Origin of the sequence: Polaromonas sp. CG_9.5 (genome assembly GCF_035984465.1) — a bacterium.
Classification (GTDB): Bacteria; Pseudomonadota; Gammaproteobacteria; order Burkholderiales; family Burkholderiaceae_C; genus Polaromonas.
Window position 1 is genome coordinate 72,503 of sequence record NZ_JAXCHR010000011.1, and the last position, 18,218, is coordinate 90,720.

Below are 18,218 nucleotides of genomic sequence, written 5' to 3' on the forward strand. Positions count from 1 at the left end.
AGTTCGCTGAGGTGGTAAACGGAGATTATAGAGGGTGACTGTTCCCTCGGGGGCAGCGCACGCACGTAGTGACAAGCGTGGGGCAACGGCCGCAGCGCCGGGCCGCCCCAAGCAAGGCCAGCCCCCTCGGGGGGCAGCGCAGTACGCGAAGCGACAAGCGTGGGGGCCTTGTTTAACTGATACATTGCCAGCCATGACAAATCAAGCAAATGATTTCGGTGGCGCTGAAGCACTCGACCTGGCCGGAAAACATATCGTGCTTGGCCTGTCGGGCGGCATTGCCTGCTACAAATCGGCCGAGTTGTGCCGGGCTCTCATCAAGGCAGGGGCCACGGTGCAGGTGGTGATGACCGAAGCGGCCGCGCAGTTCATCACCCCGGTCACGCTGCAGGCGCTGAGCGGACGGCCGGTTTATAGCAGCCAGTGGGACAGCCGCGAGCCCAACAGCATGGCGCACATCAACCTGTCGCGTGAGGCGGACGCGATTCTGATTGCGCCTTGCAGCGCTGACTTCATTGCCAGACTGGTCCAGGGCCGCGCCGATGAACTGCTGAGCCTGATGTGTCTGGCGCGTCCCTTGGGCCAGGTACCGCTGCTGGTGGCGCCAGCGATGAACCGCGAGATGTATGCGCATCCGGCCACCCAGCGCAACCTGGCGCAACTGGTGGCCGACGGCGCAACCGTGCTGGGCGTGGGGAACGGCTTTCAGGCCTGTGGTGAGACTGGCGACGGTCGCATGCTGGAGCCCGATGAACTGCTTGAAGACATCGTTGCTTTTTTTATGCCCAAGGTGCTGAGCGGCCAGCGCGTGCTGGTCACCGCCGGCCCGACCTATGAAGCGATTGATCCGGTGCGCGGCATTACCAACCTGTCGAGCGGGAAAATGGGTTTTGCGATTGCGCGTGCAGCGCGTGAGGCGGGCGCCGAGGTCACGCTGGTTGCCGGTCCGGTCAGCCTGGCCACGCCGCGCGGCGTGACCCGAATTGACGTGAAATCAGCATCAAATATGCTTGACGCAGTTACAGTGCAGTCGCAGGCAGCTACTGTTTTCATAGCAACGGCGGCCGTGGCAGATTGGCGACCCGCCGCGACCTCGTCGCAAAAAATAAAGAAAGACGGCTCTGGCCAGACGCCGCAACTGGAATTCACCGAAAACGCCGACATTCTGGCCACCGTCGCCCAGTCACCAGCCGCCAGGACGGGCCAGCTGTTTTGCGTCGGTTTTGCCGCAGAAAGCCATGACCTGCTGGAAAATGCCCAGGCCAAGCGCCTGCGCAAGAAGGTACCGCTGCTGGTCGGCAACATCGGCCCCGACACCTTTGGACAGGATCACAACGCATTGCTGCTGATTGACGGGCAGGGCAGTACCGCATTGCCCAGGGCGTCCAAGCTGTCGCTGGCACGGCGGCTGGTTCGGGAAATTGCCAACAGGATGGCGGTCGTCACGCCACCGGAGCAGAAAATAGCCGCATCGTGATTCATCCTTCAGACACCCCGCCCGACGGCGATTTTGCTGCCTATGTCGAGCGCCTGACGAGCCCTAAAGCAGGCATTGCCATGCGCGAAGACCTGTTCATGCCAAAGGATCGTGCGTCTGCCACGACATCGTTTGCGGCAAGTTCCGGTCTGCCCTCTGTCAAGGCTGGGCTGGAACCCTTGAAACAAATTCCCTTTTTGCGGCACGTCAAGTGGATCGTTTTGTTGTGGGTAGCGGCGCAGTTACTGGCGAAATTTGTGCCCGGCATCAGCTTTTTGTTCATTCCCGCGCTGGTGCTTTATGCCGCGTGGGTGATTTTTACAGTCAGGCGAAAGAATCCGGGCGATTTCTTCAAGAACCTGAAAGCGCTTGCAGCACGCGCCGCCGAAGAAGCCAGAAAAGCGCAATCCTCTCAACAAAAAAACAGACCATGAAAATCGACATAAAAATCCTCGATCCACGACTTCAGGGCAATCTGCCCGACTACGCTACGCCCGGCAGTGCCGGCCTGGACCTGCGCGCCTGCCTGGACGCACCTCTCACGCTGGGCGCCAATGCCTGGCGCCTGGTGCCCACGGGTATTGCCGTTTACCTTCACAACCCGGGTTATGCCGCGCTGATCCTGCCGCGCTCGGGGCTGGGCCACAAGCACGGCATTGTGCTTGGCAACCTGGTGGGCCTGATCGACAGCGACTACCAGGGCCAGTTGATGGTCAGCGCCTGGAACCGCAGTGATGTGCCCTTTACCATTGAGCCGATGGAGCGCATCGCCCAGTTGGTGATCGTGCCGGTGGTGCAGGCGAAATTTAATGTAGTGACAGAGTTCCCGGCCAGCGAGCGCGGCGAAGGCGGGTATGGATCGACCGGGAAAGGGTGACTTGCCCGCAGAAGAATGATTTGTGTTTGTAGGCGCATTCCTGCACGCGCTAATTGCAACTGCTCACATTCTCTAGGCAGTGACCCTGACCTGCTGGTAGTGAAAATGCAGCTCCAATCAGCGCATGACGGTGCTTGAAGTTGCGCTTTTTTAAAAAGCAGATTCACAGATCCAAGACACCCTCAATTTTATTTACAGGAGATTTCCATGAGCCGTACTTCCCGCTTTCTTTCAGTGACATCGTCCGTGCTTGTGTTGGCTGGCTTGGCGGCCTGCGGCACAGTGCCTATGGATTCTCAGGGTCAAATGTCGTCCTATCCTGCCGCGACGTATCCGAGTCCGAATCAATATCCGAACCCGAATCAATACCCCAGCCAAAGGCCCGGCCAGTACCCGAATCAATACCCCAATCAATATCCGGCGCAAAGCCAATACCCTGCCCAGAATCAGCAGGGCAACTATGTTGAATACGGGCGCGTTAGCAATATTGAGGTCTTCCAGACCCAGCAACAGCAAGCCCAGGGTTCCGGCCTCGGCGCAATTTTGGGCGGTGTAGCTGGCGCTGTTGTAGGGCACCAGTTTGGGGGCGGCAAGGGCCGTGATGTGGCCACCGTCGCGGGTGCGCTGGGCGGCGCGGTTGCCGGCAATTCCATCGAGAAAAACCGCAACCCCGGTGTCAGCCAGGCTTACCGTGTCACGGTTCAGATGGATAACGGCGGTGCGCGCGCCTATGACATCCCTGCAACGGGCGAGTTGCGCATTGGCGACCGCGTGAGAGTCCAGAACGGTCAGCTGTTCCGTTATTGATCACGTTATTGCACATGCAAAAAAAGCGGCGCTGCAGTTTTCTGCAGCGCCGCTTTTTTTTGTCGGTGAATGAAACGAATTGCTTAATGCAATGTGCCGTTACCCGGCGTCAAGGGCTGCAGTTTGAAAAACCCCGTGCCCAGCGATCCTTGTGCAATTTCCTGTTGAGTAGCTTCACGCACAGAGTCCACCTTGAGGGTCAGCCGGATGGCGATGCCGCCAAGCGGGTGGTTTCCGTCAAGCACCACGTGCTCGGGATAAATGTCCGTGACGGTGTAGATGTGTTCTTGTGGAATCTGCGGGCTTGCCCCGGCCGGTATGGCCGCGCCATCAAACGTCATGCCTTCTTCGAGTTCTGCCGGGAAAATAGTGCGCGGCTCTAGGAACACCAGGTTTTCATCGTAGTCACCGAAAGCATTTTCGGGCTCGAGGTGCAACTCAAGTGTGTCGCCGTCTGAATGGCCTTGCAGCGCTTCTTCGATGCTGGCCAGAAGGTCATTGCCGCCGAGCAAAAACTCAACCGGCTCGTCCAGTGCATCCAGTTCGTCGCCCAAAGTATCTTTCAGCGTCCATGTGAGGGCTACGACGCATTGCGGAGTGATTTTCATCGCACAATTGTCCCATGGAAGTAAATCAGCCCCTCGCCCTTCTCGCCGGTCTTACACCCGCCCAGTTCATGCGCCGTCACTGGCAAAAAAAGCCGCTTCTGGTGCGTCAGGCTATTGCCGGCTTTCAGCCTTTTCTGAGCCGCGCCGCCTTGTTCAAACTGGCCGCGAGCGAACAGGTCGAGTCGCGCCTGATCGCCCAGCAGGGCGAAGGCTGGAGTCTGAAAAAGGGGCCGTTTGCGCCCAAAACCCTGCCGCCATTGAGCAAAGCGGGCTGGACGCTGCTGGTGCAGGGCGTCGACCTGCATGAGTCTGCAGGGCACGCGCTGCTGCAACAATTTCGTTTTGTCCCCGATGCGCGGATGGATGATCTGATGATCTCGTTTGCCACGCCCGGCGGCGGCGTAGGCCCGCACTTTGACAGTTATGACGTGTTCTTGTTTCAGGCCAGTGGCCGCCGGCGCTGGAAAATCGGGCTGCAAAAAGACTTCACCCTGCAGCAAGGCGTACCGCTAAAAATTCTGCAAAACTTTGAAGCGGACGAAGAGTTTGTGCTGGAGGCGGGCGACATGCTTTATCTGCCACCACGTTATGCCCACGATGGAATTGCCGAAGCCTGTGTCGGGTCTGACGGGAAAACGGCTGATTGCATGACCTATTCAATCGGATTTCGCTCGCCGGCGCAAAGCGAATTGGCGTCGGAGTTGCTGCATCGCCTGGCTGAAATGGGCGAGGACGCGGCTGAATCATGTGCAGATGAAGAAGGTAGCCGGCCATCGCGACCGCAGCGCATGTACCGCGACCCTGCGCAGCCTGCTACCGAAACGCCGGCTGCCTTGCCGGCAGGGCTGGCTGATTTTGCCGGGCAAGCGGTGTTGCAAGCGCTCAAGGATCCGCTGGCACTGGCTTGCGCACTAGGCGAATACATGTCCGAACCCAAACCGGGTGTCTGGTTCGACGAGCCGCAACAAGCTTGGAACGCAGAAGTCGCCAAAGCCGGGCAGACTCGCATTGCGCTGGATGCGCGCACCCGCATGCTGTATGACAGCGACCACGTTTTTATCAATGGCGAAAGTTATCGCGCCAAGGGTGCTGATGCCAGCTTGATGCGCCGTCTGGCTGACCAGCGTCACCTGACGATGGCAGAGTTGCGCAAGGCGGGGGCGGCGGCTATTGCGTTGCTGGGGGACTGGCATGAAGCAGGCTGGCTGCAACAGCTCCCCGAGTCGCCAAGCGCACGGCGTTAAATTACAAACCCATGTACGGAACTGCTTTTACGGGAGAAGTTCATGACACCTGAAGAATCAGCCGCCCTGCCTGCGCCCTTGCCAGAGGGACGGTTCAGCGGGCGCAGTGAATTCACTGAATTGATTCGCCAAGCCTTGGCTACCGCAGCAGCACAGGGATGGCGTGAAATTATTCTGTCTGATCCTGACTTTCAAGACTGGCCTCTGGGCAACCGGGCCGTGGCGCAGTCGCTGAACGAGTGGTCTAAAGGCGGCCGCAAGCTGACCATGCTGGCCAGAAATTACGATGCAGTGATCAGGCAGCATGCGCGTTTCGTGACCTGGCGAAGAACCTGGTCGCACATCGTGGAATGCCGCAGCAGTGCACAAGTGCCAGCTGAAACTTTTCCCAGTGCGCTTTGGAGTTCTGGCTGGGTGCTGGAGCGGCTGGATGTGCCGCGTTGCGTTGGCGTGGCTGGGTATGAGGTGGAGCGTCGCATCGCCTTGAAGGAGCGACTGAATGAACACATTTTGAATGCTTCACCGGCTTTTCCGGCGACCGTGTTGGGTCTGTAGTGTGGTTTTCCTGCTGCCAGACAACTTTCTAGACACTATTTCAGGGGGCTAAGGGTTTTCATGCTTGCGCTATCCCGCTTATAATTTGCGGCTGGATAGAAAGAGCTCGAGTCCTTTCTAACCGGTCAAAAATAAGGCTTGAATCTCGGTTCGGGTTTCTTTTGACAATTTCCGGAAATTGTTTTCTAAATATCATCAAGGATCGTAAAAATGAACAAGTCCCTCGTTATGGCCGCAATCGTTGCCGCTGTTGCCTTGGCTGCCTGCAGTAAAAAAGAAGAAGTTGTTGTGCCTACACCTGCTCCTGCAGTGGTGGTTGTTCCTGCACCTGCTGAAGCGCCTTCCGCTGCTGCTGCTGCTGCCGCCGCTACTGGCGCTGCTGCTTCTGCCGCTGGTGCCGCTTCTGCTGCTACCGACGCTGCTTCCCACGCCGGTGATGCTGCCAAAGACGCTGCTGCTGCTGCTGGTGCCGCTACTTCCGCTGCTTCCGAAGCTGCTGCAAAGTAATCTTCCAGATTTCGTAAAAAGCCGCCTGAGGGCGGCTTTTTACATGGGCGGTCGAAAATCGATATTTTTGACTGCTTATTCCCGCTGTGCACAGGACATGTTTTTTACATTTGCAACCAGGGCGTACCGCTGCTGGCACCGGCCACCACAATGTCACTGACGTTGCAGCCCAGTGCTTTTGACATCACTGACTGCACCAGATCGGGCCGGTTGTTTTGGACGCTTAAATGCGCTGCGACCAAATGCGTAAGCCCGCTGTGGTTCACTGCGCAAGCAATGTCTGCCGCCGCCTGATTCGACAGATGCCCATAGGGGCCACCCACGCGGCGTTTCAAAAATTCTGGATAAACGGATTGACTCAGCAATCCGGTGTCGTGGTTGCATTCCAGCAGCAAGGCATCGCAGCCTTGCAGATTCGCGATCACATGCGGAGTTGCATGGCCCAGATCGGTCAATATACCCAGTTTTGAGGCTCCATCGGTGCAACTGAGCTGCAATGGTTCCCGTGCGTCGTGGGGAACCGTAAACGGCATGAGCTGCAGGCCGCCCAAGTCAATCGACTCGCCATCTCGCGCGGTATGAAGCAAACCCTCAAAATCCGGCGAACCGATCGCCAGATAAGTGCCATGACTCATCCAGACCGGAATGCGGTAACGCCGTGCCATCGTCAGCGCGCAGCCGATATGGTCACCGTGTTCGTGGGTAATGAAAATAGCCTGAATTTCTTCAGGCTCAACGCCAGCTTCACCCAGCCGAAGCGATAACTGCCGGATGCCCAAGCCGCAGTCGATGAGCATACGGAATGGCACGTTCCCAAGGGCTTGCACCAGCGTTGCGTTGCCGATGCTGCCACTGCCCAGGCTTTTGAATCTCAACACGCTGAAAAAAGCCGCTGGACGGCTTGCAAACCTCTGCCGTCTTACTTCAGGTCATCAGCAATCACCTGCACAATGCGCTGGGCGTTGGCAGATGATTCAGGCATGCCCTGCGCATTAAGGACTGACACTGTGGTTTGTTCACCCTGGCTCTTGAGCGTGATGCGGTACTTCAGCGGTAGCGCGGTGGCCTTGGAGCCACTGAACAGCTTGCTGAAAAATCCGGGTTCGCTCTTGCCGGTGACGGGCTCGACGTAACGCACGAAATACGTGCCTTGGCTGCGGTCGCGGTCTTCCACGGTAAAGCCGGTGCGGTCGAGGGCCAAGCCGACACGGCGCCAAGCGCGATCAAAACCTTCTTCAATTTGCACCACCGGCAAGCTGTTGACCATGGCCACCCGCGATGTTTTTTGCTGCGCGGCACCTGCTGCAACCAAGGCTTTGGATTGCTCTTGCGTCACACCCAGCTTGACCATCAGACGGCGCAAAAATTCGGCTTCAAGGCCTGGATCGGTTGCGCGGGGCTGCCAGACTGTGCTGTCGCCGCCAGCACCGCCGCCTTTGCCGCCGGTAATGACCTCTTCCATACCGCGATGGCTGATGTAGATTTCGGTGCCGCCGTCGGGCCGTCGTTCCAGCCGGGTACGGAACTTGTCGCGTTCGCCAGTTGAATACAGGCTTTCAAATACTTTGCCCAAGGCCGTGCGGATGAAATCCTGGGGCAATTTGGCGCGGTTTTCGGCCCAGTCGGTTTCCATGATGCCCAGGTTTTGCTGATCTTGCGTCAGCAAAAAGCCGCTTTCCAGCCAGAAATCATGAACGGGTGTCCAGAGCTTGTCAGCTGGCCTGTTCACCACCAGCCAGCGCTGGGTGCCAGCGCGTTCAAGCCGCACATCGCCCACCGTAACGGCAGCAGTTTCAACGTTCTGTGTCGGCTGGCCGATCTGGTAGCTGCTGGCGCTCACTGCCGTGCCCGGAACCACGTAGCGGGTGTCACGGCTGAGCTGGGTCAGGTCTGGCGGGACAGCTAGAGAAGGGCCTTTGGCACCGCTTGTCTTGTAATCGACGCGTTCACCTTCCATGGTGTCCCGGATGGTGGAGCAGCCTGCAAGAAGGCTGAGCGCCACGACGGCTGTAACCGCGGCGGCGCTCTGGATTTTTGACAGGGCAGGGCGCTGTGGTGATGTCGACAATGTCTTCACGTGGAGTCCTTAAAAATCAGATCAGGCCGCACACGCGCAAGGCGTTTTCGACGGCAGCTTCGTTACTTGTTTCAAGTGGCGTCATGGGCAGGCGCAGCGTATTGCCGCACAGGCCCATGCGCGACATGGCCCATTTGACCGGAATCGGGTTGGCTTCAACGAACAGGTTTCTGTGCAGCGGCAGCAGTTTGAACTGCAGTTCCATGGCGCGCTTGACATCGCCGGCCACCGCCGCCACGCATAACTCGTGCATCAGCCGGGGCGCTACGTTGGCGGTCACACTGATATTGCCTTGTCCACCGCACAGCATCAGCGCCACGGCGGTCGGGTCGTCGCCTGAATACACGGCAAAGCCCTTGGGCACTTCCTTGATCAGCCACTGCGCGCGCTCAATGTTGCCGGTGGCTTCCTTGATGCCCACAATGCCCGGCACTTCGGACAGGCGCAAGACGGTGGCGTGCGCCATATCGGCCACGCTCCGGCCTGGCACGTTGTACAGCACGGTCGGCAAGTCGCCCACCGCTTCGGCAATCGCCTTGAAGTGCAGGTACTGGCCTTGCTGGGTGGGCTTGTTGTAGTAGGGAACGACCTGCAACTGGCAGTCGGCACCGACCTGTTTGGCAAAGCGGGCCAGCTCGATGGCTTCAGCGGTCGAGTTGGCGCCGCAGCCGGCCATGATGGGCACGCGCTTGTTGGCCTGCTCGACCGAGACGCGGATGATTTCGCAATGCTCTTCGACGTTGACGGTGGGGGACTCGCCGGTGGTGCCCACCACGCCGATGCAGTCGGTGCCCTCGGCAATGTGCCAGTCAACGAGTTTGCGCAGGGTGGAGTAGTCGACGCTGCCGTCTTCATGCAAAGGCGTTGCCAGTGCAACAATGCTGCCAGTAATGGGGTTCATGTCGTGCTTTTAACGTGTTGGCTGGAGTGATGGTCGGCTTCAGCCGTCTGAAGACCTGCCCAAAAAGCCAATTGTGCATTCTACCCAGAGCTTAAAACAGCGGATAGCGGACGGGCTGCGCTGCTGCTGGGGATTCGGCACTGCCTAAATCGGCCGCCGTGACGGCTTCGCGCACGGCGGCAATACGCTGGACAAAACGCGGTGCCTGACCTTGCGGGCCTTCCTGGAAACCGTCTTCAAAAGCCACCACCCGCAGGCTGCGGCAAATCTCCAGCAGTTCGCCCGGACGAAGCAAAAAGTCAAGCCGCGAAGGCTTGCCCACGGTTTCGTTACCTTGGGTAAAGGTTTCGTAAATCAGCACGCCGCCAATCGCCAGGCTGTCCAGCAACACCGGCATCAGGGGACGCCACAGGTAATTGGTGACGACCACGGCGTCAAAGCGCCGGCCTGCAAAGGGCCACGGCCCGTTTTCGATGTCGGCCACGACGGCTTGCATGCGTTGTGCCGGAATAGTTGCCGCTATGGAATCAATAGCTGCTTGCGCACGGTCTACCAGCGCCACAGGGTGATTTCGTTCATAAAACCAGCGCGCATGGCGGCCATGGCCACACGCCACATCCAGCACCACGCCGCCGGGTGCCACCAGGTGCGACCAGCGTTGCACCCAGCGCGAAGGCGGCTCGTTGCCGTGAAAAGGGTCTGCTTTCAACATGCTCTCTTTCAATGCGGTTGAACCGCGTCTGTGTGCGCCAAGACTGCTAAGAATGTCATTAATTACTATTATTTTGATAGCTGACTGCGCACGTCCTGCTTGCGTTAGAGGCCTGAATGACTGTTAAAAAGGCTTAAAAGCACGACCACAACTGATCAGCCAGCGTGATCAGGAAGCCAGGCCGGGTATAGAGGGCAAACACGCCCAGCGATACAGCAATGGCCAGGCTCCACAGCGCAATTTTCTGGATCATTTCAGGCTCCTTGCGGCAAACCGCCGGCCCCTGCGCGATGAATTGGCGTTTCGCGCACCGGCAAATTCACCAGCGCCGCCATCACGCCCAGCCCAATCGCGATGTACCAGACGATGTCGTAACTGCCGGTGCGGTCATACAGATAGCCGCCCAGCCAGACACCCATGAACGAGCCGATCTGGTGGCTGAAAAAAACAAAGCCGCTCAACATGGACAAATGCCTGATGCCAAAAATCTGCGCCACCATGGCGTTGGTCGGTGGCACGGTCGACAGCCACAGCAGCCCCATCACGCTGGCAAAAATGTAGACACTGGCCGGGCTCAGCGGGGCGATCAGGAAAATGCTGATGACGACAGCGCGCGACAGGTAGATGGTTGCCAAGATTTTCTTCTTGGCGATGCGCTGGCCCAGCGAGCCTGCAATGTAGGTGCCAAAGACATTAAACAGGCCAATCAGCGCCAGCGCGTAGCCGGCCACCTGCGGCGACAGCCCCTTGTCCTTGAGGTAGCTGGGCATGTGAACGCCGATGAACACGACCTGGAAACCACACACAAAGTAGCCCAGCATCAGCAGCTGAAAGCTCGGGTATTTAAGCGCCTCGCGCATCGCCTGCCCGATGCTTTGGTCTTGCACAGCAGAAGAGGCATTGCCCGACAAGTGGCCTTCACGCAGGCCCATCGCCAACGGCACGATCAGCAGCACAGCGCCGCCCAGCACCAGCAAAGCGGTTTGCCACCCCAGGCTGCTGATCAGGAAACTTTCGGTGGGCACCATCAAAAACTGGCCGAAAGAGCCTGCCGCCGCCGCCACGCCCATCGCCCAGGAGCGCTTGTCAGCCGAAACGTTGCGACCAATCACGCCGTAAATTACGGCATAGGTCGTGCCCGCCTGCGCCGCGCCAATCAGCACCCCGGCCGTCAGCGTGAACAGCAGGCCGGTCGGCGACAGCGCCATGCCGACCAGGCCCAGCGCGTACAGCACGGCGCCCCCCGCAATCACCCGGAAAGCGCCAAAGCGGTCGGCCACCATGCCCGCAAAAATACCGAAAACGCCCCATGACAGGTTCTGGATAGCGATGGCAAAGGCAAAGGTTTCACGCGTCCAGCCTTGCGCTTGCGTGATGGGCTGCAGCCACAGGCCAAAACCGTGCCGGATACCCATCGACAGCGTGACAATCGCCGCCCCGAAAGCCAGCACCTGGAACATGGAAAGCGTTTTTGGGGGGGAGGAGGAGCTTGAGCGCATAGGCAAACTTTAACGACTATTGTTAAAAAGCGCTGTCACTTCGGAAAATTTGACCCGGCAGCGGCCTGGCGGGTGGCGTTGGGGTCAAGCAGGCGATTTTTGCCCTTTCGCGCGGGCGAACCAAGGCCCTGATGCCATGCCCCCACACCGCTGTTTTAAGCGGTCAGGTCTACAATTGTCCGATTCATTTCAACTGCCATGGCCGACAAAATTTCTACTGTTTCCCCCGTTTATTCCGAAGGTTCCATCCGTGTGCTCAAGGGCCTGGAGCCCGTCAAACAGCGTCCGGGCATGTACACCCGCACCGACAATCCGCTGCACATCATCCAGGAAGTGCTCGACAATTCTGCCGACGAAGCGCTGGCCGGACACGGCAAAAAGATCAAGGTCACGCTGCACCTTGATGGCTCCGTCACCATCGAAGACGATGGGCGCGGCATTCCTTTTGGCATGCACCCGGAAGAAAAAGCGCCGGTGGTCGAACTGGTGTTTACGCGCCTGCATGCCGGTGGCAAGTTTGACAAGGGCACAGGTGGTGCCTACAGTTTTTCGGGCGGTTTGCACGGCGTGGGCGTGAGCGTCACTAATGCGCTGTCCACGCGGCTGGAAGTGACTTCGTACCGCGAAGGCAAAGTCGCCCACTTGGTTTTTTCGGGTGGCGATGTGATTGAGCCGCTGGTTTTGCGCCCCTATGGCACTGGAGACCGCAAGTCAGGCACCGTGGTGCGCGCCTGGCCCGATGCGAAATACTTTGAATCTTCCGCGCTGCCGATGGCCGAGCTGACGCATCTGCTGCGCAGCAAGGCTGTGCTGATGCCAGGCGTGTCCGTCACGCTGACGAATGAAAAAACCAGGGAAGTCCAGACCTGGGTCTTCAAGGGCGGCCTGCGCGACTACCTGATGCAGACGCTCACGGGCGACCCGGTGATTCCGATGTTTGAAGAAGAAGGCTTTGCTGACAGCAGTCACGAGACCTTTGCCGAAGGCGAGGGGGCCAGTTGGGCGGTGGCGTTTACCGAAGACGGCCCGGCGGTGCGCGAAAGCTATGTCAACCTGATTCCGACCAGCGCCGGCGGCACGCATGAAAGCGGGCTGCGCGACGGCCTGTTTACGGCGGTCAAGGGCTTCATTGAACTGCATTCGCTGCTGCCCAAGGGTGTCAAGCTGCTGCCCGAGGACGTGTTTGCCCGCGCCAGCTATGTGCTGAGTGCCAAGGTGCTTGATCCGCAGTTTCAGGGTCAGATCAAGGAACGGCTCAATTCACGCGATGCGGTGCGGCTGGTGTCCAGCTTTGTGCGCCCGGCGTTGGAGCTTTGGCTGAACCAGCATGTCGAATATGGCAAAAAGCTGGCCGAGCTGGCCATCAAGGCCGCGCAAACCCGCCAAAAGGCTGGGCAAAAAGTGGAGAAACGCAAAGGCTCTGGCGTGGCTGTGCTGCCCGGCAAGCTGACCGACTGCGAAAGCCGCGACCTGGCGCAGAACGAGGTGTTTCTGGTCGAGGGCGATTCGGCCGGCGGCAGCGCCAAGATGGGCCGCAACAAGGAAAACCAGGCCGTGCTGCCACTGCGCGGCAAGGTGCTGAACACCTGGGAAGTCGACCGCGACCGGCTGTTTGCCAACACCGAAATCCACGATATTTCAGTCGCCATTGGCGTCGACCCGCACGGGCCTAACGACACGCCCGACATGAGCGGCCTGCGCTACGGCAAGGTTTGCATTCTGTCTGACGCTGACGTGGACGGCTCGCATATCCAGGTGCTGCTGCTGACGCTGTTTTTCCGCCACTTTCCCAAGCTGATTGATGCCGGCCATGTCTATGTGGCCCGGCCGCCGCTGTACCGTGTGGATGCGCCGGCGCGCGGAAAAAAGCCGGCTTCCAAGGTGTATGCCCTTGATGAAGGCGAATTGACCGCCATATTGGACAAGTTGCGCAAGGATGGCGTGCGTGAAAGCGCCTGGAGTATCAGCCGCTTCAAGGGGTTGGGCGAAATGAGTGCCGAGCAATTGTGGGACACCACGCTTAACCCCGACACCCGCCGCCTGTTGCCGGTACAACTGGGTAACCAGGACTTTCAGCAAACCGAAAGCCTGATCACGAAACTGATGGGCAAAGGCGAAGCCGCTGCCCGTCGCGAACTGATGGAACTACATGGTGACGCCGTGGAGATTGATATTTGATGAACCTTGACACCAAACTGCCCGCACCGCAAAAACCGCGAATCTTCTGGCGCGCGCCGGGGCAGGGCTATGGGCTGCTGGGCATGCTGGTTTTGCTGTTTTTGCAGGCCGCACCGGCCAAGGCTGACATCTGGGGATTTGTCGATGCAAAAAGCGTACCGCATTTCGCTGCCAGTAAGCTCGATGACCGCTATGAGCTGTTTTTGCGCAACAGTGATTTTGTCGAATCCTTCGGGCAAACGTCTTTTGCAGGCAGCCGGCAGGCTGGCAACGCGGTAACCGCTGCCGTGCGGCCTGCCGGGACGCCGGTTCCTGCCAAGCTGCTGGCTTTTTTTGAGCAGTCGAAAAATTACAAGGCCGTCAGCCCTTTGTTGCATGAAGCCTCAAAAACCCACGGCATTGACTATTCGCTTTTGAAGGCCCTGATCGTGACCGAGTCCGGCTTCAATCCCAATGCCGTGTCGCCCAAAGGCGCGGTGGGCTTGATGCAATTGATACCGCCAACGGCGCAGCGCTACGGCGTCAGGGCCGCAAAAGGCGGCACGATTGAAGAAAAGCTGACCGACCCGAAGACCAACATCAAGGCCGGTGCCCGGTATCTGGCCGATCTGATCAAGAGGTTTCCGGGCCGGCTTGAACTGGCGCTGGCGGCCTACAACGCCGGAGAAGGGGCGGTGCAGCGCGCCGGCAACAAGATTCCCAATTACCCCGAAACGCAGAATTACGTCAAAACGGTGATGCAGCTTTACACAGGCCTGTCGCCGGCTGTTTCGTCGCTCCCTGCGCCGTTCAAAGGGCAAGCCGGTCGCGTGCGGGTTGAAATAAGGAGCGGCAATAGCGCGCGCAACAACCTGCCGCCGCAGGCCGAGTCTTTGCCAGTTGCGTTGCGACTGGATGCGCCACAAAACTGAGCTTGAGGTTTGATAAGGGCGTTTGCATGCGTAGTGCTTGTACCGAACAACAGGGCGCGCAAGGCAGGTCTGGGCTTTTCAAGCCGCCCGCCCGCAGGGTCAATGACCCCTTGACTGTTTTTTAGCGCCCATTCCATTTTTGATTTTTATGACTTTTTCTTGCTTGCATGGGTGTGTCTGCCCATGCAAGTGCGTAAACACCTGATTTTTTATTGAATGCCGATTGACCATGGATCTTTTTACGCCTGACGCTGATGCGCAAACACCTGCAACGCCTGACGATGACTCGCTTGCGTCTTATGCCCAGCGCGCTTATCTTGAATACGCACTGAGCGTCGTCAAGGGCCGGGCGCTGCCCGATGTGTGCGATGGCCAAAAACCGGTGCAGCGCCGCATTTTGTACAGCATGTCGCGCATGGGGCTGGGCTTTGGCGGTGCCAACGGTGCCACCGGCGCACGGCCCGTGAAGTGCGCCCGCGTGGTGGGCGATGTGCTGGGCCGCTTTCATCCGCACGGCGACCAGGCCGCCTATGACGCGCTGGTGCGCATGGCGCAGGATTTTTCGCAGCGCTACCCGCTGATCGACGGGCAAGGCAATTTTGGCTCGCGTGACGGTGACGGTGCGGCCGCCATGCGTTACACCGAGGCGCGTCTGGCGCGCATCACCAGCTTGCTGATGGACGAGATCGACGAAGGCACGGTCGATTTCATCCCGAACTACGACGGCTCGACCGAAGAACCCCGCCAGTTGCCAGCGCGAATGCCGTTTACGCTGCTTAACGGTGCCAGCGGCATTGCCGTCGGGCTGGCGACCGAAATCCCCAGTCACAACCTGCGCGAAGTGGCCGATGCCTGCGTCGCTTTGATCCGCGCGCCAAAGCTCAGCGACGAAGAGCTCTACACGCTGATTGCCGGCCCTGACTACCCGGGCGGCGGCCAGATTATCTCCAGCAGCACCGAGATTGCCGCCGCCTACCGCACCGGACGCGGCTCGCTGAAGGTACGCGCGCGCTGGAAGATCGAGGAACTGGCACGCGGCCAGTGGCAGCTCGTCGTGCAGGAACTGCCGCCCGGCGTCAGCACCCAACGCGTGCTGGAAGAAATCGAGGACATTACCAACCCCAAGATCAAGCTCGGCAAGAAAGCGCTCAGCCTGGACCAGGTGCAACTCAAGCAATCGATGCTGGCTGTTCTGGACGTGGTGCGCGACGAGTCCAGCAAGGACGCCGCCGTGCGTCTGGTGTTTGAACCCAAGACCAGCAAGATTGGCCAGCAAGAACTCATCAATACCCTGCTGGCCCACACCAGCCTGGAGAGTTCGTCGCCGATCAACATGACCATGATTGGGCTGGATGGCCGACCAACGCAAAAATCCCTGCGGCAGATCCTGACCGAGTGGATTGCGTTTCGCCAGACGACGATTGAAAAACGCTCGCAGCACCGGCTCGACAAGGTGCTGGCGCGCATCCACATCCTTGAAGGGCGGCAACTGGTGCTGCTCAACATTGATGAGGTGATTGCCATCATTCGCCAGTCGGATGAGCCCAAATCAGCGCTGATTGCGCGTTTTGGGCTCAGTGACCGGCAGGCTGAAGACATCCTTGAGATTCGCCTGCGCCAGCTGGCGCGGCTGGAAGCCCTCAAGATCGAGCAGGAGTTGAAATCCCTGCGTGAAGACCAGCGCAAGCTGGAAGAAATCCTGGGCAACCCGACGGCGCTGCGCCGGCTGATGACCAAGGAAATCGAGGCTGATGCGAAACAGTTCGCCGACCCGCGCCGCACCTTGATCCAGGCCGAGAAAAAAGCCGTGCTGGAAGTCAAGGTGCTCGACGAGCCGGTGACGGTGGTGATCAGCAGCAAGGGCTGGGTGCGCGCACGCGGTGGCCACGGCCATGCGCCCGCCAGTTTTGCCTTCAAGGCCGGTGATGCGCTGTACGGCACGTTTGAATGCCGCACCGTCGATACCCTGCTGGTGTTTGGCAATAACGGCCGCCTATATTCCGCTCCGGTGGCGATGCTGCCCGGCGCGCGAGGCGACGGCCAGCCGGTCACGACACTGATTGAACTGGAGCCGGGCACTCAGGTGCTGCATTACTTTGCCGGGCCAGCTAGCGCCATGCTGCTGCTGTCCAGTTCGGGCGGCTACGGTTTCCTGGCCACCGTCGAAGGTATGATTTCGCGCAACAAGAGCGGCAAAGCCTTCATCGGTCTGGGCGAGGGCGAAACCTTGTGTCGTCCTTCGCATGCCAAAGGCACGTCGGGCACATTGCCGCTGCCAGCGGCGACGCACGTGGCTTGCGCTTCTACCGGCGGGCGCATCCTGACGTTCGAGATGAGCGAGCTCAAGCTGATGGAAAAAGGCGGGCGCGGCCTGCTGCTGATTGACCTGGAGCCCAAGGACACGCTGGCCGGCGCCGTCGCCTACACCCGCAGCATTCGCATCACCGGCATCGGCCGGGGTGCCAAGCCGCGTGAGGAAACGCTGGAAATCCGCAGTCTGAATAATGCCCGCACAGCGCGGGCGCGCAAGGGCAAGGCGGCCGACCTGGGCTTCAAGCCCTCGGACGTTTTTCGCGTCGAGTAGATCGTTTTCAGGCTTTTTGCGTGTCTTTGGCTTTTTCTGAAGCCGGGCGTCCCAGCGCGCTGCGTATGACGTGGCCGATGCTCAAGCCTTGGGCCAGAATGGAAAACACCACGACGCTATAGGTCAGCGCCAGAACGATGTTGCGCTCGGGCCCGGCCGGCAGCGACAGCGCCAGCGCCACCGAAATACCGCCGCGCAGCCCGCCCCAGACCAGCACGCGCGCTGAACCCGCAGGCAGCTTGAACAAAGTGGGCAGCCAGGCCACCGGCAAGCCCACCGTCAATGAACGGGCCAGCAGCGTCATGCCGATGGCGACAGCGCCGCCCAGCAGCAACGGGCCGGAAAAGCTGATCAAGAGCACTTCCATGCCGATAAGCACGAACAGCACCGCGTTCAGCATCTCGTCGATCAGCTCCCAGAACATGTCAACGTGGTGCCGGGTGCTGTCCGACATCGCCAGCGCCCGGCCGCCGTTGCCGGTGATCAGTCCGGCCACTACCATCGCCAGCGGGCCTGAGACATGCAGGTGACTGGCCAGCGCGTAGCCACCCATCACGGCGGCCAGCGTCAGCAGCACCTCGACCTGGTAGTTGTCAATGCTTTTAAGCATGTAAAACAACAGCGCGCCCAGCACCATGCCAAAGGCGATGCCGCCGCCGGCTTCGCGCAGCAGCAGCTCGAAGGCCGCCGACGCGCTGGGGGCGCTGCCGCTGGCCAGCATGCCCGCCAGCAACGCAAAAATCACCACGCCCACGCCATCGTTGAACAGCGATTCACCGGCAATCACCAGCTCCAGGTTCTTGGGGGCACCGGCTGACTTGAGGATGCCCATGACCGCAATCGGGTCGGTCGGCGAGATCAGCGCGCCAAACAGCAGGCAGTGCATCAGTGCCAGCTCAATGCCCAGCCAGGGCAGCACCAGCCACAGGCTCAAACCCACCACCGCCGTCGAAAGCGCCGTGCCGACCAACGCCAGCGTGGCGACTTGCCAGCGGTATTTTTTGAGTGCATCCAGGTCAACATGCAGCGCGCCGGCAAACAGCAAAAACGACAGCATGCCCTGCATCAGAACATCTGAAAAGTCGATAGAACGCAAAAAAGATTCCTCGTAGCGGCGCAGCCCGTGATCCAGACCCAGGACATCAAGCGCCACGATGGACAGCGAAATCGCCAGTGCAATGACCATCACGCCAATGGCGGTGGGCAGCTTGACGAAGCGGTGGTTCAGGTAGGCCAGCAGCGCTGTGACGGCCAGGCAAATGGCGGCAATATCTAACATGG

At 59.5% G+C, this 18,218-nt stretch carries 17 protein-coding genes; 10 read left to right on the forward strand and 7 right to left on the reverse strand.

Annotated elements, in window-relative coordinates:
• Window positions 1-193 precede the first annotated feature (193 nt).
• From coaBC to RCH06_RS10645, 4 genes are all read left to right on the forward strand, one after another.
• The gene (coaBC, locus tag RCH06_RS10630) at window positions 194-1,477 is read left to right on the forward strand and encodes a bifunctional phosphopantothenoylcysteine decarboxylase/phosphopantothenate--cysteine ligase CoaBC (RefSeq protein WP_327081435.1); all 1,284 of its coding nucleotides are present in this window, start codon (window positions 194-196) and stop codon (window positions 1,475-1,477) included.
• An 80-nt stretch (window positions 1,478-1,557) separates the two neighbouring features.
• The gene (locus RCH06_RS10635) at window positions 1,558-1,911 is read left to right on the forward strand and encodes a hypothetical protein (RefSeq protein ID WP_327081436.1); all 354 of its coding nucleotides are present in this window, start codon (window positions 1,558-1,560) and stop codon (window positions 1,909-1,911) included.
• On the forward strand, window positions 1,908-2,354 hold the full coding sequence (gene dut, locus RCH06_RS10640; RefSeq protein WP_327081437.1) for a dUTP diphosphatase: 447 nt from the start codon (window positions 1,908-1,910) through the stop codon (window positions 2,352-2,354). The genes RCH06_RS10635 and dut overlap by 4 nt, the downstream gene beginning before the upstream one ends.
• 207 nt (window positions 2,355-2,561) lie before the next feature.
• Window positions 2,562-3,161 (forward strand): glycine zipper 2TM domain-containing protein, encoded by a 600-nt coding sequence (locus RCH06_RS10645; RefSeq protein ID WP_327081438.1) that lies wholly within the window; start codon window positions 2,562-2,564, stop codon window positions 3,159-3,161.
• An 83-nt stretch (window positions 3,162-3,244) separates the two neighbouring features.
• Here the strand turns inward: RCH06_RS10645 and RCH06_RS10650 are convergent, their stop codons facing one another.
• Window positions 3,245-3,769 (reverse strand): FKBP-type peptidyl-prolyl cis-trans isomerase, encoded by a 525-nt coding sequence (locus tag RCH06_RS10650; RefSeq protein WP_327081439.1) that lies wholly within the window; start codon window positions 3,767-3,769, stop codon window positions 3,245-3,247.
• A gap of 14 nt (window positions 3,770-3,783) precedes the next feature.
• Between RCH06_RS10650 and RCH06_RS10655 the strand changes: the two genes are divergently transcribed.
• The 3 genes from RCH06_RS10655 to RCH06_RS10665 all read left to right on the forward strand — a co-directional run bounded on the left by RCH06_RS10655 (window position 3,784) and on the right by RCH06_RS10665 (window position 6,235).
• A complete protein-coding gene (locus RCH06_RS10655; RefSeq protein WP_327081440.1) occupies window positions 3,784-5,013 on the forward strand; it encodes a JmjC domain-containing protein in 1,230 nt (409 codons plus the stop codon).
• Window positions 5,014-5,055: 42 nt separating this feature from the next.
• Window positions 5,056-5,568, forward strand: coding sequence for a hypothetical protein (locus tag RCH06_RS10660; protein ID WP_327081441.1), 513 nt, complete (start codon window positions 5,056-5,058; stop codon window positions 5,566-5,568).
• A 241-nt stretch (window positions 5,569-5,809) separates the two neighbouring features.
• On the forward strand, window positions 5,810-6,235 hold the full coding sequence (locus tag RCH06_RS10665) for a hypothetical protein (protein WP_327081442.1): 426 nt from the start codon (window positions 5,810-5,812) through the stop codon (window positions 6,233-6,235).
• Here RCH06_RS10665 and RCH06_RS10670 read toward each other — a convergent pair.
• From RCH06_RS10670 to RCH06_RS10690, 5 genes are all read right to left on the reverse strand, one after another.
• On the reverse strand, window positions 6,180-6,953 hold the full coding sequence (locus tag RCH06_RS10670; protein ID WP_327081443.1) for an MBL fold metallo-hydrolase: 774 nt from the start codon (window positions 6,951-6,953) through the stop codon (window positions 6,180-6,182). The genes RCH06_RS10665 and RCH06_RS10670 overlap by 56 nt on opposite strands.
• Before the next feature lie 41 nt (window positions 6,954-6,994).
• Window positions 6,995-8,152: an outer membrane protein assembly factor BamC gene (bamC, locus tag RCH06_RS10675; RefSeq protein WP_327081444.1), complete on the reverse strand. Its 1,158-nt coding sequence runs from the start codon at window positions 8,150-8,152 to the stop codon at window positions 6,995-6,997.
• 16 nt (window positions 8,153-8,168) lie between these two features.
• The gene (gene dapA / locus RCH06_RS10680) at window positions 8,169-9,053 is read right to left on the reverse strand and encodes a 4-hydroxy-tetrahydrodipicolinate synthase (RefSeq protein WP_327081445.1); all 885 of its coding nucleotides are present in this window, start codon (window positions 9,051-9,053) and stop codon (window positions 8,169-8,171) included.
• Between the two features lie 91 nt (window positions 9,054-9,144).
• Window positions 9,145-9,765: a class I SAM-dependent methyltransferase gene (locus RCH06_RS10685; RefSeq protein ID WP_327081446.1), complete on the reverse strand. Its 621-nt coding sequence runs from the start codon at window positions 9,763-9,765 to the stop codon at window positions 9,145-9,147.
• A 254-nt stretch (window positions 9,766-10,019) separates the two neighbouring features.
• Complete coding sequence (locus RCH06_RS10690) at window positions 10,020-11,264, reverse strand: MFS transporter (protein WP_442799639.1); 1,245 nt, start codon at window positions 11,262-11,264, stop codon at window positions 10,020-10,022.
• Between the two features lie 198 nt (window positions 11,265-11,462).
• On the opposite strand from RCH06_RS10690, the gene RCH06_RS10695 reads away from it, so the two are divergent.
• The 3 genes from RCH06_RS10695 (at window position 11,463) to parC (ending at window position 16,937) form a co-directional block, all read left to right on the forward strand.
• Window positions 11,463-13,442: a DNA topoisomerase IV subunit B gene (locus RCH06_RS10695; protein ID WP_327081448.1), complete on the forward strand. Its 1,980-nt coding sequence runs from the start codon at window positions 11,463-11,465 to the stop codon at window positions 13,440-13,442.
• A complete protein-coding gene (locus tag RCH06_RS10700; RefSeq protein WP_327081449.1) occupies window positions 13,442-14,353 on the forward strand; it encodes a lytic transglycosylase domain-containing protein in 912 nt (303 codons plus the stop codon). Before RCH06_RS10695 ends, RCH06_RS10700 begins: the two co-directional genes overlap by 1 nt.
• Before the next feature lie 229 nt (window positions 14,354-14,582).
• A complete protein-coding gene (gene parC / locus RCH06_RS10705; RefSeq protein ID WP_327081450.1) occupies window positions 14,583-16,937 on the forward strand; it encodes a DNA topoisomerase IV subunit A in 2,355 nt (784 codons plus the stop codon).
• Between the two features lie 7 nt (window positions 16,938-16,944).
• Here parC and RCH06_RS10710 read toward each other — a convergent pair whose 3' ends face one another.
• On the reverse strand, window positions 16,945-18,216 hold the full coding sequence (locus tag RCH06_RS10710; protein WP_327081451.1) for a cation:proton antiporter: 1,272 nt from the start codon (window positions 18,214-18,216) through the stop codon (window positions 16,945-16,947).
• Window positions 18,217-18,218 lie beyond the last annotated feature (2 nt).